Genomic DNA, 22763 nt, shown 5'->3' with positions numbered 1-22763 from the left:
TTATGCAGAGGGCTGGTCCGTGAAGGCCAGCTTGAGCCCGAAGCCGATGAACATGGCGCCCGCTACGCGGTCCAGCCAGTGCATGCCGCGCTGGATGGCCGTGGCACGGCGCGCCATCCACGATGCGGCCAGCGCCCAGCCCACGTTGACGGGGATGGCATTGATATTGAACAGCACGCCCAGCAGCACGAAGGCCAGCGCCTTGTTGTCGGTGCCCGGCGCGATGAACTGCGGCACAAAGGCCAGGAAGAAGATGGCGACCTTGGGGTTGAGCACATTGGTCCAGAAGCCGCCGAGGAACACCTTGCGCAGCGGCGTGTGATGCGCAGGGGCCGCCTGGGCTGCCATCAGCGCTGCACTGTTGCCACCGTCCGCACCGGGCTTGGACAGCAGCATGCGCACACCCATCCACATGAGGTACGCCGCACCGATCCACTTGAGCACAGTGAACGCGGTGGCCGATGCAGCCAGCAGCGCGCCCACGCCCACGGCGGCCGCAAAGATGTGCACAAAGCACCCGGCCGTGATGCCCAGCCCAGCCACGATGCCCGCACGCGTGCCGGACTTGAGTGCGTTGGTCACGATGTAGAGCACGTCGGGGCCAGGGGTCAAGTTCAGCAGCCAGCCTGCGACAATGAACATCACCAACTGGTGGGCGTCGATGAAGTTCATGCGCGCTGCTCCAGAAAGTTTTTCAGCATGGCGTGGCCATGTTCGGTGAGGATGCTTTCGGGGTGGAACTGCACGCCTTCGATGGGCAGCGTCTTGTGGCGCACGCCCATGATCTCGCCGTCCTCTGTCCAGGCCGTCACCTCCAGCACCTCGGGGCAGGTGGCGCGCTCGATGGCCAGCGAGTGGTAGCGGTTGACGGTGAACTTCTCGGGCAGCCCGGCAAACACGCCCTTTTGGGTGGTGGTGATGACGCTGGTCTTGCCGTGCATCAGCTCCTGCGCGCGGATGATGTTGCCGCCAAAGGCTGCGCCAATGCTCTGATGGCCCAGGCACACGCCCAGGATGGGCAGCTTGCCCGCAAAGTGCTGGATTGCAGCGACTGAAATGCCAGCCTCAGCGGGCGAGCACGGGCCGGGCGAAATCACCAGGCGGTCGAGCTGGCCCGCATCCAGGCGTGCTTCGATTTCGGCCACGGTGATCTCGTCGTTGCGAAACACTTCCACCTCGGCACCCAGCTCACCAAAATACTGGACGATGTTGTAGGTGAAGCTGTCGTAGTTATCGACCATCAAGAGTTTGGTTGTCATGCGGCGCTCCCGGCAAGGGCGGGCTCGCGCAGACGGGCGAACTCGCGGTGTTCATAGGCAATGCAGGCTTCCATGAGGCTGCGGTAGATGGCTTCCATCACATCGGCGTCGCCGCCTTCAGCCTGGGCGCGCTCGCGCACGCGGGCCACGATGGCCTGGATGCGCGCTTCGTCGCGCACCTGCTCTGCGCCTTGCTTGATGCGCGCGGCCTGGGTCATGTAGCCCACGCGCTCCACCAGCAGGGGCACGAGCACATCGTCCAGCGCGTTCACTTCGCGGCGCACGTCCTGCATGGTGGTGCAGGGTTTGACCTTGTCGATTGCGGCGGTCATTCCAGCCCCTCCTCGACCAGCTCGGCGGCGCGCAGCAGCGCGCGGGCCTTGTGTTCGGTTTCTTTCCATTCCAGCTCGGGCACCGAATCGGCCACCACACCGGCGGCGGCCTGCACGTAGAGCGTGCCGTTCTTGATGATGCCGGTGCGGATGGCGATGGCCACGTCCATGTCGCCCGCGTAGCTCAGGTAGCCACAGGCGCCGCCATACAGGCCGCGCTTGGTGGGTTCGAGCTGGTCAATGAGCTCCATGGCGTGCACCTTGGGCGCGCCGGTGAGGGTGCCTGCGGGGAAGGTGGCCTTGAGCACGTCCATGCTGGTCATGCCGTCGTTCAGGATGCCTTCCACATTGCTCACGATGTGCATCACATGGCTGTAGCGCTCCACGGCGAAGGCCTCGGTCACCTTCACGGTGCCGGTCTTGGCAATGCGGCCGATGTCGTTGCGCGCCAGGTCGATCAGCATCACGTGCTCGGCACGCTCCTTGGGGTCGTTGATGAGTTCGACCTCGGTGGCCTTGTCCTTCTCGGGCGTGGCGCCGCGTGGGCGGGTACCGGCCAGGGGGCGGATGGTGACCTTGGTGCCTTCTTCGGTCTTTTCCTGGCGCACCAGGATCTCGGGGCTGGCGCCCACCACATGGAAGTCGCCAAAGTCGTAGAAGTACATGTACGGCGACGGGTTCAGCGAACGCAGCGCGCGGTACAGGGAGAGCGGGCTTTCGGTGTAGCGCTTGTGGATGCGCTGGCCCACCTGCACCTGCATGAAGTCACCGGCGGCAATCAGCTCCTTGGCGCGGTGCACGGCGGCCAGGTAGTCGGCCTTGGCAAAGTCGCGCTGGGCGGGGTGGCTTTCGGTGGCCTTCACAACGGGCGCACTCACCGAATACTTGAGCTGCTCTTTCAGCTCGCGCAGGCGCTTTTTGGCGCGGGTATAGGCCTCGGGCTGGGCCGGGTCGGCGTACACGATGAGGTAGAGCTTGCCCGAGAGGTTGTCGATGACCGCCAGTTCCTCACACTGCAGCAGCAGGATGTCGGGGCAGCCCAGGGTGTCGGGCGGGCAGGTGGTTTCGAGCTTTTTCTCGATGTAGCGCACCGCGTCGTAGCCAAAATAGCCCGCCAGTCCACCACAAAAACGCGGCAAGCCAGGGCGCAGAGCCACCTTGAAGCGCTTTTGGTAGTCGGCGATGAAGTCGAGCGGATTGCCCTGGGCGGTCTCGACCACCTGGCCGTCGGTCACCACCTCGGTGCGTGCGTCGGCCCCAAAGCCACTGGCCCGCAGCAGCGTGCGCGCAGGCAGGCCGATGAAGCTGTAGCGCCCGAAGCGCTCGCCGCCCACCACGGATTCGAGCAGAAAGCTGTGCTTTCCGCCGTCCTTGGTGTGCGCCAGCTTCAGGTAAAGCGAGAGCGGGGTTTCCAGGTCCGCAAAGGCTTCGGCCATGAGCGGAATGCGGTTGTAGCCTTCGCTGGCCAGGCTTTTGAATTCAAGTTCTGTGATCACGGGGAGAGCTCCCAGCAGTCGCAGCGCGTGTCCCTGTGCAGTAGAAAAGGGGCGCTGCGGTCCATTCAATCGGCCTCACCGCATCGGGGTGGAGGCCACGGGTGCACGCTGGGGCGTCGTCGGCCCAGGTGCCATCAGGCGTTCAAAAGGACAGGCTGACGCCAGGGCCAGGCTCCCCGGTCGCTGCAACCTGTGATGAACACGTGGTGAATGAACATGGGCCAAAGTGTAGCAAAGCTTTTTTGGCGGCCCGATCTGACAACGCTCAAGGCGAGATCACACAACCACTCGAAAACCCTGTTGCGGGCGGCAGGGAGCGCTGCAACAATTAGAAACGAACGACCGTTCTTTTTTAGGAGTTGTGCATGAACTTCCTCCAGCGATGCGCTCTGATGGCCGGTGCCTGCCTGCTGGCAGCCACTGCCGCCGCCCAGCCCATCACCGTGGCCGACGTGAAATACGAAGACACCGCCAGCCTGAGCGGCAGCACCCTGCAGCTCAACGGCGCAGGCGTGCGCTACAAGGCCGTGTTCAAGGTCTACACGGCGGGCCTGTACCTGGAGAAGAAGGCGCACACGCCCCAGGACATCGCGGCCCTCAAGGGCCCCAAGCGCATGAGCATCACCATGCTGCGCGAGATCGACTCCACCGAGCTGGGCAAGCTGTTCTCGCGCGGCATGGAGGACAACATGGACCGCGCGGCGTTTTCCAAGCTGATCCCGGGCGTGCTGCGCATGAGTCAGATCTTCTCGGACCACAAGAAGCTGGTGGCGGGCGACCAGTTCCAGATCGACTGGATCCCCGGCACGGGCACGGTGATCACCGTCAAGGGCAAGCCGCAGGGCGAGCCCTTCAAGGAACCAGAGTTCTTCAACGCGCTGCTGGGCATCTGGCTGGGCAACACGCCCGCCGACTGGAAGCTCAAGGATGCCCTGCTGGGCAAACCCGCGTAAGGCGAGCCCAGCATCCCGCCAGGACACCCCGCTACGGACAAACCCCCAGGTCTGCGGGCCCCTGGCTGTCACCCGCCCGACACCCGCCAGCGGGGCCGAGGCGTACGCTGAAGCCCGTCCGCAAGCCTCGGTTTTTTTATCTTCGTCGCCCGCCCTTCGATTCATTTCTTGCCCACTCTCCGCCGCCGCGCAGTCGCCCTCACCGGCCTGCACAACGCGCAGTTTGAACCGCCTTCGTTCCCTTGCCCCAAGCCCCTCCCGCGCCCGACATGACCATGAAACTCAGCAATCTCTCCGTGGGCCTGCGCCTGGGCGCATCCTTCGGCGCCATCCTGCTCATCACCGCCCTCATCGCGGCCACCGGGATGTGGCGCATTGCCAGCCTGCAAAACGCCAGCGAACGCGTGGCCACCCACGAGATCGAGCAACAGACGCTGGTGGAAGACTGGGCCTCGGACATCCGCCTGAACTGGGTGCGCACCGAGGCCTTCCTCAAGGCCATCGACCGCGACTACATGGACAAGCTCACGGCCGACACCCAGGCCACCGCCACGGGCATGGAGGCCAAGGTCAAGCGCATCGAGGCGCTGGTGCAGGGCGAGCAGGCGCGGAGCCTGCTGGCCGCCATTGCCACGGCCCGCCAGACCTACAACGACAAGCTCGCAGAAATCCGCGAGCTGCACCGGGGCGGCGAACCCAACGTGCCCGCCATGGTGGACAAGGACCTGCGCCCGCTGGCCGACAAGTACCTGAAGTCGCTGGATGACCTGCGCCGGGCCATGGGCACCCAACTCGCCGAAAGCCAGGCCGACACCTCGGCACTGGCCAAGGCCAGCCAGGTGCTGCTGGGCGTGGGCACGCTGATTGCCGTGGCGCTGGGCGCGCTGCTGGCCTTCACCGTCACGCGCTCCATCGTGCGCCCGGTGCAGCTGGGCAAAGAGGCCGCCGAAAACATCGCCGACGGCGACCTGACCCACCCTATCGAAGCCAACGGCAACGACGAAACCGGGCAACTGCTGCAGGCGCTGGCCACCATGCAGTCGCGCCTGGCCTCCATCGTGGGCAACGTGCGCCACAACGCCGAAGGCGTGGCCACTGCCAGCACCGAGATCGCGTCGGGCAACAACGACCTCTCGGCCCGCACCGAACAGCAGGCCAGCGCGCTGCAGCAGACGGCCGCGTCGATGGAGCAACTGGGCTCCACCGTGCGCCAGAACGCCGACAACGCGCGCCAGGCCAACCAGCTGGCCATGAGCGCTTCGACCGTCGCCCAGCAGGGCGGCGATGTGGTGGCCGAGGTGGTGACCACCATGAAAGGCATCAACGACAGCAGCAAAAAGATTGCCGACATCATCAGCGTGATCGACGGCATTGCCTTCCAGACCAACATCCTGGCGCTGAATGCCGCCGTGGAAGCCGCCCGCGCGGGCGAACAGGGCCGGGGCTTTGCGGTGGTGGCGGGCGAAGTGCGCAGCCTGGCCCAGCGCAGCGCCGAGGCGGCCAAGGAGATCAAAGGCCTGATTGGCACCAGCGTGGAACGCGTGGAGCGCGGCACGGCCCTGGTGGACAAGGCGGGCGCCACAATGAGCGAGGTGGTGGCCTCCATCCGCCGCGTGACCGACATCATGGGCGAGATCAGCGCTGCCAGCAGCGAGCAGAGCCAGGGCGTCAGCCAGGTCGGTGAGGCCATCACGCAGATGGACCAGGCCACGCAGCAAAACGCCGCCCTGGTGGAGCAAAGTGCCGCCGCAGCCGACAGCCTCAAGACGCAGGCAGGGCAACTGGTGGATGCCGTGGCGGTGTTCCGCCTCTCAGACAGCGCCTCCCGCCACAACGGATCTGCGCCCGTTCCCGGCAGCGCCCCTGCAGCGTCGCGCCTGGACTACCGCAGTGTGGCGCCACGCCAGCTGACCGCCTGAGCACCTGCCCGCTTGGCGGAACTCAGGTCAGCTGCAGCAGCGAGTCCACAAAACCATCCGCATCCACGGCCCGCACAGGTTGACCGTGGTTGTAGCCGTAGGTAACCAGCACCACCGGGCAGCCCGCCGCCCGCGCTGCCTGCGCATCGTTGCTGGAATCGCCCACCATCAGCGTGCGCGCCGGGCTGACACCCAAGACCTCGCAGGTCTTGAGCAGCGGCAGCGGATCGGGCTTCTTGCGCTCGAACGCATCGCCGCCAAACACGTGTTCGAAGTACCCGGCGAGCCCCTTCAACTCCAGCAGGGGCAGCGCAAAACTGGCGGGTTTGTTGGTCAGGCAGGCCAGGCGCACCCCCCGGGCACGCAGCGCTTGCAGGCCCGCCTCCACGCCGTCGTACACACCGGCAAACTGGCCATTGATCGCGAGGTAGTGGCGCTGGTAGCTGGCCCAGGCCGAAGGATAGAAACCTTCAATTTTGATAGCAATATCATCAATACCATCGCGCGGCAGCACGTGTTTTAGCACTGAACGCAGCAAATGTTCGGAGCCTTTGCCCACCATGGACTCGATGGAGCCCGCGTCGATGGGCGGCAGGCCCAGGTCCTGCAGCATGCGGTTGAGCGCTTCGCTGAAGTCGCCCAGCGTGTCCACCATGGTGCCGTCCAGGTCGATGATTGCGGCGTCCACGCAGGACGGGGGAAGCGGAATGAAGTTCACAACGGCCGACGAAGAAGTTTGGAATGCCGTGCATGGTAAGGGTGCCGACGCCCCCTGCGCCCGTGGCGGCACGCACCGCCACCGTCCTCGTCAACCCGTGTGAAGGGCTTCGGCCTGGTAGATGGTCATCTGCGGGCTGGCTTCGCAGAGTTCCGTGATGGCTTGTGCAAACGCCCGCGAAGCCTCCACCCGGAAGTGGGCCTGCAGGGCCGCCATGTCGCTCCAGCGCTCCACAAACACAAAACGCAGCGGCTGGAGCACATCGCGGCTCACTTCGTGGGACACACATCCCGGCTCCGCGCGGGAACGCAGCACATGCTCTACCGCGAGGCGCTCTACGGCAGCTTCGGTTTCTTTGCGGGCGATGGCATGGCCGGTAACGAGGATCATGGTGTGCCTTGTGGTGGATGGGGATGAGCGGATTATTCCGCGAGCCCACATTCACCGCAGGCTCAGCGTCTGGCGCTTCCAGGCCGGGTCTTGCCAGCGTTGGAACAGGGGCAGCGCAGCCACATCACCCGTTACACGCTCGGTGGTCAGGCCCTCCAGCCGCACCACCTCAAAGCTCTTGCGGTAGCGGCCCTGGCCCCGGGCTTCGCGGGCCACCAGCATCTGCTGGCCGCCGGGCACCCAACCCGCCCATTCGGCCACGCCGGTCTCGGGCGTGGCGGCAGCGGGCGGCAGCACGTCGGCCAGCCAGCCGCCTTCTGTCTTGCGCAGCACCCACAGCTCGCGCCAGCCTTCCAGGGGCTGCACCGCCAGGGCCACGGCCGTGCCTTCGCGGTTGGTGCTGGCCGATGCGGCCCAGACCACGCCGTAGGTGCAGCGGCGCAGCAGGGGGGCCTTGGCGCTGTGCTGCGCGTCCACCAGCAGCACGCAGGTTTCGCCCGGGGCGCCGGGCTCGGTCTGCAGCGTGGGGCGAGTGCTAGCGGTAGGTACAGGCGCTGCGGCGGGCACCAACGCCCAGCGCACAGCACTCACACGCATGGCGGCGTCGTTATAGGCGCTCTGGTCCTCGTCGGGCAAGTCGGCTTTGCTCACGCCAGTGAATTCCGTCAGGGCGCGTGCGGCGGCAGCGGCCACCGCCGGGTCGGCCGCGTTTTTGCGCGCCTGCTGGAAGGCTGCAGCACCCCACACGCTGGCGCGGCGCATCTGCACCCGGTTGCGCAGGTAGCCAGGCAGGCTGACCACGTCCACGCGCTCCAGCACCTCGGACTGCCAGGTGGTGACCTTGGCACGTTCGTGCGCGGGCAGGTCGGGGTTGATGCATTCGGGGCGGGTCAGCGCCAGGACGGCACGGGCGCGCTGCTCGGCATCGGCCACAGGCATGGCCAGCAGGCGGCGAAAAGCCTCGCCCTCGTAGCAGACCTGCATGCGGCCTTCGACCTCGTAGGTGGCAAAGCGCACACCGTAGCCATTGGCCACGTCCAGATGGGCCGACAGCGTGGCACCCGAAGCCTTGCCCGGCACGGCCACCGAAGCGCGGCGCGCGAGCCGGTCGGCAAAAGTGCCGAGCGCATCGAAAGCCTGCGCGCCCTCCACACCCGCCAGCGCCTTGGCAGGCGCGGCCTGCAGGTAGGCGGCGGTGAGACCAATGCCCAGAGCCTCTGCGCCGGGCGTTTCCTGCACAAAGCGCATCACAGCCAGCAGCGCGGGGCCTTCGGCCTCGGTTAGGGCCACGCGGCGTACATCGCTGGCGCGGATGAAGCCACCGCGCTCACGCTTGTGGTCCCACACCTGCAGGTAGTCGAGGCGCTCGCCGCGCACTTCCAGCACTTCGCCTTGCCACAGGCTGGCCTGCTGCTGAGCACCGTCACGCGGGGCGGCGCGCAGGCTGGCCTGGTCTTGCACCACGATGGCGCTGCCCTGGGCATTGGTTGCGGGTACTGGTGCGGGTACGGGGGCGGCTTCGGCCGCCACGGTCACTGCGGCGCTGGCCACGGCCGCGAGCAAAGTGGCAAAGGTGGCGTTCATGTTCATTGCTCCACGGCTTGGCTGGTGGTGGCGTCGTCGGCCACGGCTGCCGCCTGTGTGGCACCGGCCTGGGCGTTGCGGTTGCCGCCCAGCAGCGCGGCACCGATGAAGTCGCCATTGGTGGGCGGGGGCGCGATGATGACCTGGATCTTGTCCGAGAGCTTGTCGGCCAGCGTCTTCTGGATGAGCAGCGGGTGCTTGGTCACCAGCGCGCCTTCGCGGGCCATTTGCTCGGCATTGACTTTGCCCACGCGGTCCATGCGGTAGGCCTCGGCTTCGGCCAGCTTCTGGCGGGCATCGGCTTCGCCGTTGGCTTCGATGCGGCGGGCCTGGGCGTTGCCTTCGGCGGCTTTCACGCGGGCCACGCGTTCGGCTTCGGCTTCGAGCTGGCGCTGCTCGATCTGGCGCTGCTTGAAGGGCAGCACATGCTTCATGGCCTCTTCCTGGGCCTTGGCGGCAATGACCTGCTCACGGGCGGCGGCTTCGGCGGCCACTTCACGGCGCACCTTGTCGGCGTTGGCGTCCAGCTCGGTTTCACGCACGCGCTTGTCCTTCAGCTCCAGCGTGTAGCGCATTTTTTCGGACGCCAGTTCTTCGGCCAGCAGGCTGTCCATGCCCCGGCGGTATTCGGCGGGCAAATCCACCTTGCCAATCTGGAGGCTGCGCAGCGTGACGCCATCGGCCGCCAGACGGGCACGCAGTTCGGTCTCGATGATCTGCGCGATCTCGGCGCGCTTGGACGAGAAAATCTCCCGCACCGTGTAGCGGGCAAACACCTTATAGACCAGGCCCTGCACCGCAGGCTCGACGATGTCGGCACCCACGTTGTCGGGCAGATTGCCGGCCTTGACGGCGGGCGAGTTGGGGTCCAGGGCGTAGCGCACGCTCAGGTCCAGCCCCAGCGACAGTCCTTCCACCGACTGCAGTGGCGCACTGCCGGTGGCCTGGCGCATGGCTTCAGGGCGGTAGCTCTGGTCACGCAGCGAGAACACTCGCACCGTGTGCAGGCCGGGCACCACCCACACGCTGCCGTCGCGCCACAGGCTCACGGCACCGGTGAACTGGTTCAGGCGCACACCCAGGTCGCCTTGCGCCAGGTGTTGCACCGGGGGGTTGCGGTACACCATCAGGCCCGCTGCGGCCACCACGGTACCCACGGCCAGCCAGCGCGCGGTGCGGGCGGTGGGCAGCAGGTAAGCCCAGTTCAAGGGGGCTGCCAACGCAGCGTCTGCCGTGGGCATGCTGCCTGGCAGATCAGCGTCCAGGACAGGCTCCGCCCCCGCTTCTGGCAGCGGGGTGGAAGAGCGGCCCTTCAGGGTCTGCACGATGCGGTTCCAGGTGGTTTTCATGGTGTTTCTCTCTCGGTGTGGTTCGGTGTTGTTGTCGGTGTCTGAACCGCCGTCATGGCTGGCTCATTGAGGACCGATTGTTCGGATCCACCCCGGAAGCAACAATGCAGCGCAGCCCCCAATGCGCTCACACCGCCCGCACGAACCTTCCGACCCCGGAAGAAAAACTCACACCGCCCGGAGCGGGCCGCCGGGATAATCCGCCCCACCCCTACTGCCCGCCCTGCCCATGACCCGCATTGCCGTGATCGAAGACGACCTACCCACCAGCAACCAGTTGGCCGGGTGGATACGCAGCGCCAAGAGCGGCATCGTCATCGACCAATGGTTTACCCGCGACGAGGCCGAGGCTGCGCTGGCCCGCGAGCACTACGACGCGGTGGTGCTGGACATTGAGTTAGGCCGCGAGCGCCATGCGGGCGTGGCCCTCATCAACGCCATCAACAAGCTGCGCCAGGGCACGCCGGTGCTGGTGGTGTCGGCCATGCCAGCGGCCATTTACCGCAGCATCATGAAGGCGCTGGACGCGTGGGACTACCTGCAGAAAACCACGTTTGAAGAGGCCGACTTCATCGAGACCTTTCTCGACATCCTGCGCACCACACAGGCTCAGGCCCCGACCGGCACAGCCGCCGCCCCGGTGGGCGATGCGCTGGTGCTGGACCCGCTGTGGCAGCGCACCCCCACCTGGCGCGGCGAGCGCATTAACCTGCCGCTCACGGCCCAGCGCATCCTCGCCACGCTGCACCAGCGCAGCGGCGAGGTGGTGTCTTACGACGAGCTGTTCGAGGTGGTGAAAAGCGGGCGCAACCGCGACAACGTGCGCAAGCATGTGAGCACCATCCGCGAAGCGCTGCGCGAAGTGGACCCCAGTTTTGAAGGCATTGAAAACGTGCCCATGCGCGGCTTCCGCTGGACAGGCAAATGAAGCGCCTGCTGCGCCCAGCAATCGACATACCCCGCTTGGGCCTGCCCGCGTTCCGTCTGCGCATCTTGGTGCGCAGTGTGTTTGTGCTGCTGGCCTTGGCGACGGTGGCGCTGAGCGTGGTGGTGCTCAAGGACGAAAAAGAGCGCGCCTGGCAGGCCTACCAGCACGGCTTTGTGCGCAGCCAGGCTGAGGTCATGGCACGGCTGCGCCATCCTTCAGGCCAGCTGGCCTTGCTCAATGCCAGCCACCTGGGCCAGGGCGTGACGCCGCTGGCACCGTTGCTACTGCCCTACGCCGCCATCGATTTTGACGATCCGCAAAAATCGCAGCAGGCCGTGGAAATGGCGGGTTGCTCGGTGCAGTACCCCGATGGCGCATCGGTGTGCGCGGCGATTGGCAACAACCCGTATGCAGGCGGTTTCATCTACCTGGTGGGCAGCTTTTACGCGGGCGAGTTGACGCCCCGCGAGCGCGGCGCACTGGTGCCCGCCGAGGCGCACCGTGCGCGCATCAGCCTGGACATGCGCGGCACCACCTACCGCTGGATTGCGCCGTACGAGGCCATGCCCCCGCAGGGCAGCGCAGCGGTGCGCGGGCGGCTCACGGGGTTTGTGGACAACGGCACGCCGCAACTCGACGCCCGCGCGCGGCCGGTGCGCGACTTTCGCGGCTGGCTGTGGCAAAACGGCCAGTGCCGCGACCTGTCCCCCCCTTCGGCCAGCCCGCCTGCTGGCGATGCCACCACCCCCAACTGCCTGCGCCGCACCCACTACTCCATCCGCCTGCCGGTCGAGCTGTTCCGCGAAGCGCTGTTTCGCAAGGACGAGCGCCTGGTCTGGCCGCCCGAAGACCTGGGCCAAATGCGTGTGCGGGTAGAGATGCTGGCGCCTGGCGAAGACACCAAGCCCTTGTTCGACAGCAACGCACCCGGTGCGCAGCTGGCCGCCTCGCTGGGCGACCTCTCGCGCAGCCTGCTGCCCGGCGAGCGCGTGCAAATCCGCAAAATGGGCAGCGAGGAGGCCAGCGCCATCACCCTCAAGGGCATTGAGGTACAGGCCGAGCCTTCCGCGCCGTGGCTGTTGCGTCTGATCCGCTGGCTGCCGCTAGAGGCCGCGGGCGTGGGCCCGGCAGCGGCCACGCCCGCCGCCCCCACAGCACTGGACATTCTGGACACGCCCACCGGCAACTACGTGGTGAACTTCACCGGCCATCTGCGCGGCGTGGAGCAGGGCCTGGCCGCTGTGGCCACACGCCTGTCGTGGTACCTGGGGGCCATGCTGGCCGCCACTGCGCTGGCCTGGCTGGTGGTGGAGGTGGGCCTGATCCGCCGCGTGACGGCCCTCACCCGCCGCGCCGCCGCCGTGTCGTACAACGTGCAGCCCGGCCACACCGGGCCCCGGCTGGGCGACCTGGATGTGTCGGACCTGCGCGGCTCGGACGAGCTGGGTATTCTGGCCGGGGGCCTGGCCGACCTGCTGCAGCGCGTGAAGGACGATCTGCAGCGCGAGCAGCTGCGCGCCCAGCAAGAGCGCGACATGTGGCACGCTGTGGGGCACGAAATCATGTCTCCCTTGCAGTCGCTGATGGCGCTGAACGGCCCGCAAGATCCCGGCCACCGCTATGTGCAGCGCATGCAGCAGGCCATCCATGTGCTGTATGGCACGGCATCGCCCGCCGAGGCATTGCAGGCCGCCGATGTGCCCGAGGGGCGGCTGGACCTGGATGCCTTCTTGCGCAACGTGGCGGACAACGCACATTTTGCGGGCATCCTGGACGTGGTGTATGCCCCGGGTTCGAGCAACGCAGGCCCGGTCATCGTGCGGGCGGACGAATTCGCACTCGAAGACGTGGTGACCCATATCCTGCGCAACGCCGACCGCTACCGCCCCACGGGCAGTCCCATCACGCTGACGCTCACCGCGTCGGAATCCACCGCCAGTGCCACGCTGCACAACCAGGGCTCGACCATTGCCGAAGACCTGCTGGAGCGGATTTTTGAATTGGGTGTGTCCGACCCCGAGAGCCCCACCCCGCTGGGCGAGGGCGAACACCGGGGCCAGGGGCTGTTTGTGGCCAAGACCTACATGGCCAAGATGGGCGGCACCATCAACGCCCGCAACACCGAGGGGGGCGTGGCGTTTGTGCTCACGTTTCAACGGCTGGGGTAGCCCCACCAGCCGTGGTGGGCCATCCCGCCCGTCATCCAGCGGCCCTTAAGCCGCCAGTTGCACGCGCATGGCGTCGATCACGCCCTTGTAGTCAGGCTTGCCAAAAATTGCGCTGCCCGCCACAAAGGTGTCGGCGCCCGCGTCGGCCACGCGGCGGATGTTGTCGGCCTTGATGCCGCCATCCACCTCCAGGCGAATGTCCTTGCCCGAGGCGTCGATGCGTTTGCGCACGGCTTCGATCTTGCGCAGAGCGGAGTCGATGAAGCTCTGGCCGCCAAAGCCGGGGTTCACGCTCATGATGAGGATGAGGTCGATGTCGTCGATCACCCAGTCGAGCACATCCAAGGGCTCAGCCGGGTTGAACACCAGGCCGGGCTTCACGCCCTTGGAGCGGATGGCCTGGATGCTACGGTGCACATGGCCCGAAGCATCGGGGTGGAAGCTGATGTAGTCCGCACCCGCGTCGGCAAACGCAGCGGCCAGGGCGTCCACCGGCTGGATCATCAGGTGCACGTCGATCGGCACGGCCACGCCTGCTGGCGTTTTGGCATGCGGCTTGAGGGCCTGGCACACCATGGGGCCGAAGGTGAGGTTGGGCACGTAATGGTTGTCCATCACGTCGAAGTGGATCCAGTCGGCGCCAGCGGCAATGACGTTGCGCACTTCTTCGCCCAGGCGGGCAAAGTCGGCAGAGAGGATCGAGGGGGCGATTTGGAATGTGCGGCTCATCCCCCGATTGTCGCAAAGCGCAGAAAGCGTGGGGGTTTTGAGGACGTCAAGCCCCCAGGAAACGGACTTGCAGCGTTACCATTCGCCCCATGCCAAAGTACCAGTTTGACGTGGAAGTGCTGCCCGAATACCTGCCCGAGCAGTCCGCGCCGGACTCCGGGGTGTTCAGCTTCGCCTACACCATCACCATCACCAATTCCGGGGAAGAGCCTGCGCAGCTGATCTCCCGGCACTGGATCATCAGCGACGCCCGGGGCCACACCGAAGAGGTCAAAGGCCTGGGGGTGGTGGGGCAACAGCCCCTGCTCAAGCCCGGCGAGTCGTTCCAGTACACCAGCGGCTGCCGACTGCGCACTGCCAGCGGCACCATGCATGGCACCTTCCACTGCGTGGCCGAAGATGGAGCGCCCTTCAACACCCCGGTGCCCCTGTTTGTGCTGGAAGCGCTGGGCCACGGCCCCTCAGGCAACCCCTTGAGCGGACGGGTGCTGCATTGAAAAACTATTACCCCCACGCTCCCCACTCCGTGTGGTCGCTGCCCCCCGAGGGGGCCGCTTTTCATCTTGGGGCGGCCCGGCGATGAAAATTGGCGTAGCCCCCAAAGACCTGGCCAGCCTGCTCGCAGCGCTGGACCCTGCTGCCGACCTGGCCCACCGCCACCTGTGGCTCATCAACCTGCTGGACTGGGTGCGCGGAAAGCGCGACTCCGTGCCCGCGTCGCTGGAGCGGGTGCAGCTTTTCCTAGACACCGTGGCTGCCCGCCCCGACACCCAGCAGCGGCTGCAGGCCTGGTGGTCCACGCTGGTGGACCAGGTGGACATCACCACCTTGCTGGCCGACTTTGGCTTTGCCCCGCGCACGGCCCTGGTCAGCGAGGTGGCCGAACGGCTGCGCACCAAGCTGCTGCCGGGCAGCCCCGAGACCATCGATGCGTCCGAGCTGTTCATGCTGGCGCTGCCCAGCGCCTTTGATGCCCAGTGGCTGGCGGCACTCGACGAAACCCAGCTCACCCGCCTGGTCGGGCTGCTGGCGCCCGCCGATGCCGAAGGCACCGCAGGCGGTGCCACGCTCTGGCACCGGGCCTTGCTCGATGCCATCACCTACTGCGCAGGCCAGATCCTCTCGACCGGGTTTGCCCCCGAGCTGCGGCTGCGCATGACCGAATCCGCGCGCGAGGGCCAGCCGTTCCATGCCCTCATCCGCGATGTGGAAAGCCTGCGCGTGGAAGTGCTGCACGCGCTGCGCACGCCCGACCGCCTCAACGAATGCGCCCAGCGCCTGCGCGAGCGACTGGAGGCCTGCCGCGCAGCGGCGGCCACGGTGTACGCCCACTTTGAAGAGAACGGCATCTCGGTGGGGCTGGTGTTCCGCCTGCGGCAGCTGCGCGAGCGCATCCTGCGTGTGCGTGAGCTGCTGGACTGCCTGCTGTCGCCCAAACCGGCGGTCACCGCCGCGCGCCTCATGGCGCACCTGGTGATGGTGGGACAGGAGCGGCGCAGCCTGCGCGCGCTGTTTGCCGCCAACTCTTCGTTGCTGGCGGCCAAGGTGGCCGAGCGCAGTGCCGAAACCGGCGAACACTACATCACCCGCACGGGCGCCGAATACCGCTCCATGCTCAGAAAGGCGGCCGGTGGTGGTGCCCTGATGGCCTTCACCACCCTGGCCAAGTTCGGCCTCTATGCCCTGGCGCTGTCGGCGTTCTGGGGCGGGTTCATGGCAGGCATCAACTACGCCGTGAGTTTTGTGCTGATCCAGCTGCTGCATTTCACCGTGGCCACCAAGCAGCCCGCCATGACCGCGCCTGCCATGGCGGCCAAGCTCAAGGAGCTGGGCACGGGCGACGCCATCGAGTCCTTTGTGGACGAGATCACGCACCTGGTGCGCTCGCAAGTGGCGGCCGTGCTGGGCAATGTGCTGGTGGTGTTCCCGGCTGTGCTGGCCTTGGCCACGGCGATTGCGCTGGCCACCGGCGCCCCGGCCATCAGCGAGAAGCAGGCCGAACATGTGTTCGAGTCCCTGCACCTGCTCGGCCCTTCGCTGTTCTTTGCGGCCTTCACCGGGGTGTTGCTGTTTGCGTCGAGCATCATCGCGGGCTGGACGGAGAACTGGTTCGTGCTGCACCGCCTGGACTCGGCCATGCACTACAACCCACGCATCACGCGGCTGCTGGGGGCTGAACGCGCCACACGCTGGGCCCGCTTCCTGCGCGAAAACCTCTCGGGCTTCGCGGCCAACATCTCGCTCGGTTTCATGCTGGGCCTGGTGCCCGTCTTTGCCGCCTTCTTCGGGCTGGGGCTGGACGTGCGCCACGTCACGCTGTCCACGGGCCAGGTGGCGGCTGCCAGCGCCACACTGGGCCTGCAGGTGCTGCACATGCCCGCCTTCTGGTGGGCCGTGGCCTCGCTGCCCTTCCTTGGCGCCTTGAATGTGTCGGTGAGCTTCTACCTGGCCTTCCGCCTGGCGCTGCGCGCCCAGAACGTGAGCGGCGTGGACCGCTCGCGCATCTACGCGGCCATCCGCGCACGCCTGCGCACAGCACCACTGAGCTTCTTCAAACCCGAGCGCAGCACACCCACGGTCGCTGCATAGCGGCAGCCCGACCGCAGCAACCACCGCCCCTGTCCTACACGGGCGATGTGTTTCCGCCTGTAAATTCGGGGGCCTATCCCCAGCGCACCCCCTCCCATTGGCGGAGGGCTTGTGTGCCTGCCCTTCACACCACCGGGCACCCGTTGCCCGTCTGACGCAGAGGTCCCATGACATGAATGAAATCCTGAGCTTTTGGGCGCAGTGGCTGCGCCCCTCGGCCGGGCTGCCCACAGTGCAATGGTCGCTGCTGCTGGCGGTGGCCGCCATGGCGGGCTACCTGACGCAGCGCCACACCGGGCTGCCCAAGGTGGTCGGTTATTCGCTGGTGGGCACGGCAGCGGGCCTGGCCGGCTTCAGCGGCGCCGTGTGGCCGCTGCAGGGCATCGGCCTGTTCCTGCTGGAGCTGGGCGTGGCCATCGTGCTGTTTGAATGTGGTGGGCGCATCCCGCTGCGCTGGTTCCGCCACAACCCCATGGTGCTGGTGCAGAGCATTGCCGAATCGGTACTGACCTACTTTGCCGTGTACTGGGTGCTGGTGTGGCTGCAGCTGCCCACGCAGGTGGCCGGGCCGCTGGCGCTGGTGGCGCTGGCCGCATCGCCCGCCGTGCTCACCCGCGTGGTGGCCGACACCCGCGCTGCGGGCCCGGTGACGGAACGCGCCATCGTGCTCACCACCTTGTCCACGCTGTACGCGCTCACGCTGGGCAGCGCCAAGGCCGAACTCATCAACCGCCAGAGCCTCACCGTGCTCGAAACCGTCTCGCCCGTGGTGGTGGTGCTGGGCGTGTCGATTGTGGTGGCGGCCGTGCTGGCCCTGGTGCTGCGCATGGCGCTGCGTTTCATGAGCCCCACGAGCGAAAACACCTCCATGCTGTTCCTGGCCCTGGTGGCGGCAGGCACGGCCGTGGCCGCGCACATGGGCGGCTCCGCCCCCCTGGCGGCGCTGCTGGCAGGCATGTTGCTCAAGCAGCTCAACCCGCGCCCCTGGGCCTGGCCGCGCCAGCTGGGCAATGCGTCCTCGCTGCTCACCATGCTGATGTTCGTGCTGGTCTCCACCGTGGCCGCGCAGGCCGACTGGAGCGCCCCCGTGGCCGGCGTGGTGCTGGCCCTGATTGCCGTGCGCCTGGTGGCCAAGGCCACCGGTGTGGCGCTGGGCAACGTGGGCAGCGGCGCGAGCTGGAAGCAGGCGCTGTGGGTGGGCTGTGCGATGACGCCCATGTCGTCCATCGCGCTGCTGATCGCCTCGCAATTCGTGCTGGCCTCGCCCTCCACCGGCCATGTGATTGCCGGGGTGGCGCTGCCCGCCATTTTGCTGATGGAGGTGTTTGGCGCGGTCATCGCCACCGTGGCCATTTACCGTGCGGGCGAAAGCTCCAAACCCTGGGCGCCGCTGACCCGAGCCAACCATGGAGACAACCACCGTGAGTCTTGAAGCCTTCAACCATTCCGAACCGCTGACGCTGGGCGTGGAGCTGGAGCTGCAGCTCGTCAACACCAACGACTACGACCTCGCGCCCTACGCCGAGGACATGCTGCGCCTCATGAAGAAGACCCCGCTGCCCGGCAGCGTGGTGCCCGAGATGACGAACAGCATGATCGAAATCTCCACCGGCATCTGCCACTCGGCCAGCGAGGTGCTGGGCCAGCTCACACCCATCCGCGATGCGCTGGTGAAAAGCGCGGACAAGCTCAACATTGCCGTGGTGGGTGGCGGCACACACCCGTTCCAGCAGTGGCACGAGCGCCGCATCTACGACAAGCCGCGTTTTCGCGAGCTGTCGGAGCTGTACGGCTACCTCTCCAAGCAGTTCACCATCTTCGGCCAGCATGTGCACATCGGCTGCCCCGATGCAGATGCCGCGCTCTTGATGCTGCACCGCATGTCGCGCTACATCCCGCACTTCATCGCGCTGTCGGCATCCAGCCCTTATGTGCAGGGGCAGGACACGGCGTTTGATTCGGCGCGGCTGAACTCGGTGTTTGCGTTCCCGCTCTCGGGCCGCGCACCCATGGCACTCACCTGGACGGATTTCGAGGCCTACTTCGACAAGATGACGCGCACCGGCGTGGTCAAGAGCATGAAGGACTTTTACTGGGACATCCGCCCCAAGCCCGAGTTCGGCACCATCGAGATCCGCGTGTTCGACACGCCGCTCACCATCGAACGCGCCGCAGCCCTCGCAGGCTACGTGCAGTCGCTGGGCGCCTGGTTCCTGGCCGACCAGCCCTTCATGCCGGAAGAGGACGACTACCTTGTGTACACCTACAACCGCTTCCAGGCCTGCCGCTTTGGCATGGACGCGGTGTATGTGGACCCGGCCACGGGCGACCACATGCCGCTGCGCGAACACATCCTGCGCACCATGGACAAGATTGCAGGCCACGCCGCCGTGCAGGGTGCATCGAGCGCCATGCACATGCTGCGCACCGAGGTGGAAGCGGGCCAGAACGACGCCCGCTGGCTGCGCCAGCGCCAGAGCGAAGAGCAGCTGCTCGCCGAGGTGAGCCGCCAGGCAGCGCAGCGCTTTCGCGGCGCGCCCGCCTGAAGTGAAACACCCCCTGAGTCGCTCCGCGCCTTCCCCCTCTCTCGCCTTGCTGCGCAAGGCGGGAGGGGGACGCCCCCGGTGCACGCAAGCGAAGCGCCGTCAGAGCGGCTTGGCGGCCCTTGCACGGGGGCGCTGGCTCGGGCCGCGTCGGTTTCATCAGCTGCGGGTGGCGCGCAGCGTCATGGATTTTTGAACGCGTACCGGTATGAGCGTCAAGCCGCCAGTGCCTGCTTGCGCGCCTGCTGCGTGCGCCCGCCGTAGCCCCAGTCGCTGGCGGGCAGCTCCCGCACCACCACGTAGCTGGCTGGTGCCAGCGTGCCGTCACCGGCCAGCTGGCGCTGCAGCTCGGCAAACGCGGCCTGGATGAAGGCGCCCTTCTCCTCCCCGGTGTTCGTGCCTTGCGTGATGCTGATCTCCAGCAGGGCCGTGGGCTGCTCGACCGGCGCACCACCGATGTGCCAGCGCGCACTGGGCAGGTCGTCGATGACCACGGCCGTCACCTCGCGGCGTTTGCCGAGCAGCTGGACCGTGAGGTCAGTGAGGGCACTGGCGAGCTGCCGGTAGCGCTCGGGGTTTTGCAGCGGGGCGATTTTCAGGACAAGGGTTGGCATGGGGTGGAGGCATGGAGGTTGGACAAACGGGGGGGCACGGCCTGGGGCCGTCCGGGGCGAAGCCAGCGGGCCCCTCGGCGCAGGGCATGCACCAGCACACCCGCCAGCCAGGCATGGGCATCGCGGATCGCTTGCTGGCGCAGTTCCAGCGCTTGCAGCTTGGCCAGCTCGCGCAGGCGCTGGTAGTCGTCGGGATGCATGGAGGAATGCGTGTGGGGGTGCATGGCCGCTCCTTTCGGGATGTTGGCAAGGGGTGAAGCGACTGTAGGCAGCGTCCCGCCAGCCGGAAACCGCCCCCGGCGCAACAGCGTTTTGCGCCGACTGCAAGGGCACATCGGATAAAGGCTCCCAGGCCCCGCCGTTACCATTGCCCGATGCGCGACATCCGCTTTGAAGACATGCACCTGTTTGCCCGCGTGGCCGACCTGGGCTCGCTGTCGGCCGTGGCGCGCGAGCGCGATGCGCCGGTGAGCCAGGTCTCGCGCACGCTGGCGCGCATCGAACAATCCTGCGGCGCGCGGCTGGTCCACCGCAGCACGCACGGCCTCACGCTCACGGCCGAGGGGCAGACCTTTCTGGACTACTGCCGCCGCATCACCGGCACGCTCGACGAACTGGAAGGCGAGTTCGCCCAGCAAAGCGGCCAGCCCAGCGGCTGGGTACGCGTGGCCTCCAGCTCAGTGGTGGCCGAGCACCTGCTCATCCCCAGCTTCGAGAGCCTGCAACAAAAGCACCCGCAACTGCGCGTGGAGCTGCTGGTGGACGACCGCATGGCCGACATGGCGCGCGATGGCATCGACATCGCCATCCGCACCGGCCCGCCGCTGACCGACACCGTGGTGGCGCGCCCGCTGGGCACACTGGCCCGCGCGCTTTACGCCACGCCGGGCTACCTGCAGGCGCATGGTGTTCCGCAGCAGATTGGCGACCTGCACCGGCACCGGCTCATCACCAACAGCGCAGTGGCCTTTCTGAACCACTGGCCTTTTCTGATCGACGGTGCGTCCCAGGAGCTGGTGGCCGAGGGCCACTGGCGCTCGGGCAGCACGGCCATCACCGCACGCATGGCGCTGCAGGGCCTGGGCATTGCGCGGCTGGCCACGGTGGTGGCCGAGCCCCTCGTGCGCCAGGGGCTGCTTGCGCCCGTGCTGGCTGCCTTCGTGGACCTGCAGCCCAGCCCCATCCACGCCATCACCCTCACCCGCAGGCACCGGCTGCCCAAGATCCAGGCCTGCATCGACCACTGGGCGCAGTGGTTTTCTCCGCAAGAAAGCCGTGCTTGATGCCAATGAACCTTTTTGACGTTTCCTGGATTGCCGACCACTGCCATGGGTGAATTCGACCTGATTGCCCGCTACTTCACCCGCCCCGTGCGCCGCGCCGCCCTGGGCGTGGGCGACGACTGCGCGCTGCTGGCGCCTGCGCCCGGCATGCAGTTGGCCATCTCCAGCGACATGCTGGTGGAGGGCCGCCACTTTTTTGCCGACGTGGACCCCGAAGCCCTGGGCCACAAGGCGCTGGCCGTGAACCTGTCGGACCTGGCGGCCTGTGGTGCGCGCCCGCTCGCGTTCACCCTGGCCCTGTCGCTGCCCCGCGTGGATGAAGCCTGGCTCGCGGGTTTCTCGCGCGGACTGCTGGCGCTGGCCGATGCCCATGGCTGCGAGCTGGTGGGCGGCGACACCACGCAGGGCCCGCTCAACCTCTGCATCACCGTGTTTGGCGAAGTGCCCACCGGCCAGGCCCTGCTGCGCAGCGGCGCGCGGCCCGGCGACGACCTCTATGTGAGTGGCACGCTGGGCGACGCGCGGCTGGCGCTGGAGGCGCTGCTGGGCCACCGCCCCCTGCCCGCCGAGGTGCTGGCCCGCGCGCGCCAGCGGCTGGAGCGCCCCACCCCCCGTGTGGCCCTGGGCCAGGCCCTGCGCGGCATTGCCAGCAGCGCCATGGACCTGAGCGATGGCCTGCTGGGCGACCTGTCGCACATCCTGAAGGCCTCGGGCGTGGGTGCGCGCATCGACACCCACAAAACTTCAAATTTGATAGCAGAAAAGGCTTACCTATCGCGCGGAGAAGGCCATTTTGACCTTGAATTGATCCGCCAATGCACCCTGGCAGGTGGTGATGACTACGAGCTGGCTTTCACCGCGCCCCCCGCCCGGCGCGACGCCGTGGCTGCCGCGTCGCAGGCCAGCGGCACGCCCGTCACGCGCATCGGCACGGTGCTGGCCGAGCCCGGCCTGCAGCTGGTGGATGCGCAGGGGCAGGCGGTGGAGCACCGTTATGCCTCGTTCGACCATTTCCGCTAACGGGCAGCAGTGACGGGCAGCGACTTTTTTTCGCGAACCATGAATCCTTTTGCGAAACCCGTCGCTCTTGGTAGGGGAGGCGCCCTGTGCTGGCGCCTTCGTCACCCCACCAAGGAGCTTTTCACCATGCTGTACCGCAAGAACATCACCCGCCCCGAAAGCCTGCTGCGCGTTGTCGGCGGGGTCGCCCTCATCGCCGCAGGTCTGTGGTGGCTATCCGCCTCGCCCCTGGGCCTGGCGTTGGCCGCCTCGGGCGTGGGCAGCATCCTGAGCGGGGCGTTCGGCTACTGCCCCGCCTGCGCCATGGTGGGCCGCAAACCTGTCGAGTGAGCGGCGCCCCATGACAGCAACGCCCCCACCCCTCACTGTGGCCCAGCTGCTGCCCGCCGCGCGCAGCGGTGATGCCGTGGCGATGGAGCAGCTGCTGCGCCTGACCCGTCCCGACATCCGCCGCTATGCCCTGCGCCACTGCGCGGCCACCACCGCGACGGACGACGTGGTGCAGGAGGCCATGATCATCGTCTACCGCCACGTGGGCGCACTGCGCGAGGTGGCGGCGTTTGGCGGCTGGGTGGTGCGCATCGTGCAGCGGCTGTGCATGCGGCCCATGCTGGCCTGGCTCAAGGGCGAGCCGCTGGCGCAGGTGGAGGACAACCTCGCCTGGTCGCACCGCCCCGACCACGAACTGCGCCACGACCTGGCCCTGGCCATCGACTCGCTGCCGCCCCTCTACCGCGAGGCACTGCTGCTGCGCGACTTCGAGGAGCTGACCATCGAGGAGATGAGCGAACGCCTGGGCGTGACGCGCGAGGCGGCCAAAAGCCGCCTGCACCGCGCGCGGGCCCTGGTGCGGGAGTACCTGGCGCCTCCCCCGGCGCGTTGAGCCCCG

23 protein-coding genes are annotated in these 22763 nt (G+C 67.3%); 12 read left to right on the top strand and 11 right to left on the bottom strand.

The features are described from left to right. Genes A1D30_RS19300 through trpE form a run of 4 tightly spaced genes read right to left on the bottom strand, consistent with a single transcriptional unit; the run spans position 1 to position 3087 of the window. On the bottom strand, positions 1 to 672 hold the full coding sequence (locus A1D30_RS19300) for a LysE family translocator (RefSeq protein WP_063462354.1): 672 nt from the start codon (positions 670 to 672) through the stop codon (positions 1 to 3). Then, the gene (locus A1D30_RS19295) at positions 669 to 1259 is read right to left on the bottom strand and encodes an aminodeoxychorismate/anthranilate synthase component II (RefSeq protein ID WP_063462353.1); all 591 of its coding nucleotides are present in this window, start codon (positions 1257 to 1259) and stop codon (positions 669 to 671) included. The genes A1D30_RS19300 and A1D30_RS19295 overlap by 4 nt, the downstream gene beginning before the upstream one ends. After that, on the bottom strand, positions 1256 to 1591 hold the full coding sequence (locus tag A1D30_RS19290; protein ID WP_063462352.1) for a chorismate mutase: 336 nt from the start codon (positions 1589 to 1591) through the stop codon (positions 1256 to 1258). The genes A1D30_RS19295 and A1D30_RS19290 overlap by 4 nt, the downstream gene beginning before the upstream one ends. Then, positions 1588 to 3087, bottom strand: a complete 1500-nt coding sequence (gene trpE / locus A1D30_RS19285; protein ID WP_063462351.1) for an anthranilate synthase component I — start codon at positions 3085 to 3087, stop codon at positions 1588 to 1590. Before trpE ends, A1D30_RS19290 begins: the two co-directional genes overlap by 4 nt. A gap of 365 nt (positions 3088 to 3452) precedes the next feature. Between trpE and A1D30_RS19280 the strand changes: the two genes are divergently transcribed. Then, positions 3453 to 4040 (top strand): chalcone isomerase family protein, encoded by a 588-nt coding sequence (locus A1D30_RS19280; protein WP_063462350.1) that lies wholly within the window; start codon positions 3453 to 3455, stop codon positions 4038 to 4040. A 275-nt stretch (positions 4041 to 4315) separates the two neighbouring features. Further along, positions 4316 to 5959, top strand: a complete 1644-nt coding sequence (locus A1D30_RS19275; RefSeq protein ID WP_063462450.1) for a methyl-accepting chemotaxis protein — start codon at positions 4316 to 4318, stop codon at positions 5957 to 5959. A 22-nt stretch (positions 5960 to 5981) separates the two neighbouring features. Here the strand turns inward: A1D30_RS19275 and gph are convergent, their stop codons facing one another. The 4 genes from gph to A1D30_RS19255 form a co-directional block, all read right to left on the bottom strand. Further along, positions 5982 to 6647, bottom strand: coding sequence for a phosphoglycolate phosphatase (gph, locus tag A1D30_RS19270; protein WP_277922023.1), 666 nt, complete (start codon positions 6645 to 6647; stop codon positions 5982 to 5984). 120 nt (positions 6648 to 6767) lie between these two features. Further along, positions 6768 to 7067, bottom strand: a complete 300-nt coding sequence (locus A1D30_RS19265) for a putative quinol monooxygenase (RefSeq protein ID WP_063462348.1) — start codon at positions 7065 to 7067, stop codon at positions 6768 to 6770. A gap of 51 nt (positions 7068 to 7118) precedes the next feature. Next, positions 7119 to 8651: a hypothetical protein gene (locus A1D30_RS19260; RefSeq protein WP_242421949.1), complete on the bottom strand. Its 1533-nt coding sequence runs from the start codon at positions 8649 to 8651 to the stop codon at positions 7119 to 7121. A 2-nt stretch (positions 8652 to 8653) separates the two neighbouring features. Then, positions 8654 to 10000 carry an SPFH domain-containing protein gene (locus A1D30_RS19255; protein ID WP_063462347.1) on the bottom strand — a complete coding sequence of 449 codons (1347 nt, stop codon included), beginning with the start codon at positions 9998 to 10000 and terminating at the stop codon, positions 8654 to 8656. Positions 10001 to 10229: 229 nt separating this feature from the next. Here A1D30_RS19255 and A1D30_RS19250 point away from each other — a divergent pair, with 229 nt between their 5' ends. After that, complete coding sequence (locus tag A1D30_RS19250; protein WP_063462346.1) at positions 10230 to 10928, top strand: response regulator; 699 nt, start codon at positions 10230 to 10232, stop codon at positions 10926 to 10928. Further along, on the top strand, positions 10925 to 13096 hold the full coding sequence (locus A1D30_RS19245; RefSeq protein ID WP_063462345.1) for a HAMP domain-containing sensor histidine kinase: 2172 nt from the start codon (positions 10925 to 10927) through the stop codon (positions 13094 to 13096). Before A1D30_RS19250 ends, A1D30_RS19245 begins: the two co-directional genes overlap by 4 nt. A 45-nt stretch (positions 13097 to 13141) precedes the next feature. Here A1D30_RS19245 and rpe read toward each other — a convergent pair whose 3' ends face one another. Next, the gene (gene rpe / locus A1D30_RS19240) at positions 13142 to 13825 is read right to left on the bottom strand and encodes a ribulose-phosphate 3-epimerase (RefSeq protein WP_063462344.1); all 684 of its coding nucleotides are present in this window, start codon (positions 13823 to 13825) and stop codon (positions 13142 to 13144) included. Between the two features lie 89 nt (positions 13826 to 13914). Between rpe and apaG the strand changes: the two genes are divergently transcribed. The 4 genes from apaG (at position 13915) to A1D30_RS19220 (ending at position 18960) form a co-directional block, all read left to right on the top strand. Continuing rightward, positions 13915 to 14322 carry a Co2+/Mg2+ efflux protein ApaG gene (gene apaG / locus A1D30_RS19235; protein WP_063462343.1) on the top strand — a complete coding sequence of 136 codons (408 nt, stop codon included), beginning with the start codon at positions 13915 to 13917 and terminating at the stop codon, positions 14320 to 14322. Positions 14323 to 14404: 82 nt separating this feature from the next. After that, positions 14405 to 16414 (top strand): site-specific recombinase, encoded by a 2010-nt coding sequence (locus A1D30_RS19230; protein WP_063462342.1) that lies wholly within the window; start codon positions 14405 to 14407, stop codon positions 16412 to 16414. Positions 16415 to 16586: 172 nt separating this feature from the next. Next, positions 16587 to 17846, top strand: coding sequence for a cation:proton antiporter (locus A1D30_RS19225; RefSeq protein WP_063462341.1), 1260 nt, complete (start codon positions 16587 to 16589; stop codon positions 17844 to 17846). Beyond that, complete coding sequence (locus A1D30_RS19220) at positions 17836 to 18960, top strand: YbdK family carboxylate-amine ligase (protein WP_063462448.1); 1125 nt, start codon at positions 17836 to 17838, stop codon at positions 18958 to 18960. Before A1D30_RS19225 ends, A1D30_RS19220 begins: the two co-directional genes overlap by 11 nt. A gap of 212 nt (positions 18961 to 19172) precedes the next feature. Here the strand turns inward: A1D30_RS19220 and A1D30_RS19215 are convergent, their stop codons facing one another. Beyond that, positions 19173 to 19571 (bottom strand): tautomerase family protein, encoded by a 399-nt coding sequence (locus A1D30_RS19215; protein WP_063462340.1) that lies wholly within the window; start codon positions 19569 to 19571, stop codon positions 19173 to 19175. Continuing rightward, entirely contained in the window at positions 19553 to 19795 is a 243-nt protein-coding gene (locus A1D30_RS19210; protein WP_063462339.1) for a hypothetical protein, read from the bottom strand. Before A1D30_RS19210 ends, A1D30_RS19215 begins: the two co-directional genes overlap by 19 nt. 150 nt (positions 19796 to 19945) lie before the next feature. On the opposite strand from A1D30_RS19210, the gene A1D30_RS19205 reads away from it, so the two are divergent. From A1D30_RS19205 to A1D30_RS19190, 4 genes are all read left to right on the top strand, one after another. Further along, the gene (locus tag A1D30_RS19205) at positions 19946 to 20854 is read left to right on the top strand and encodes a LysR family transcriptional regulator (protein ID WP_063462338.1); all 909 of its coding nucleotides are present in this window, start codon (positions 19946 to 19948) and stop codon (positions 20852 to 20854) included. 45 nt (positions 20855 to 20899) lie between these two features. Beyond that, on the top strand, positions 20900 to 21874 hold the full coding sequence (gene thiL / locus A1D30_RS19200) for a thiamine-phosphate kinase (RefSeq protein ID WP_063462337.1): 975 nt from the start codon (positions 20900 to 20902) through the stop codon (positions 21872 to 21874). Positions 21875 to 22000: 126 nt separating this feature from the next. After that, complete coding sequence (locus A1D30_RS19195; protein WP_063462336.1) at positions 22001 to 22204, top strand: DUF2892 domain-containing protein; 204 nt, start codon at positions 22001 to 22003, stop codon at positions 22202 to 22204. Between the two features lie 10 nt (positions 22205 to 22214). Further along, the gene (locus A1D30_RS19190; RefSeq protein WP_063462335.1) at positions 22215 to 22757 is read left to right on the top strand and encodes a sigma-70 family RNA polymerase sigma factor; all 543 of its coding nucleotides are present in this window, start codon (positions 22215 to 22217) and stop codon (positions 22755 to 22757) included. The last annotated feature ends 6 nt before the right edge of the window (positions 22758 to 22763 follow it).

The organism is Acidovorax sp. GW101-3H11, assembly GCF_001633105.1.
Taxonomy (GTDB): Bacteria; Pseudomonadota; Gammaproteobacteria; order Burkholderiales; family Burkholderiaceae_C; genus Acidovorax.
Note: the sequence above shows the minus strand (reverse complement) of the source record. Positions and strands in the feature narration are given on the sequence as shown.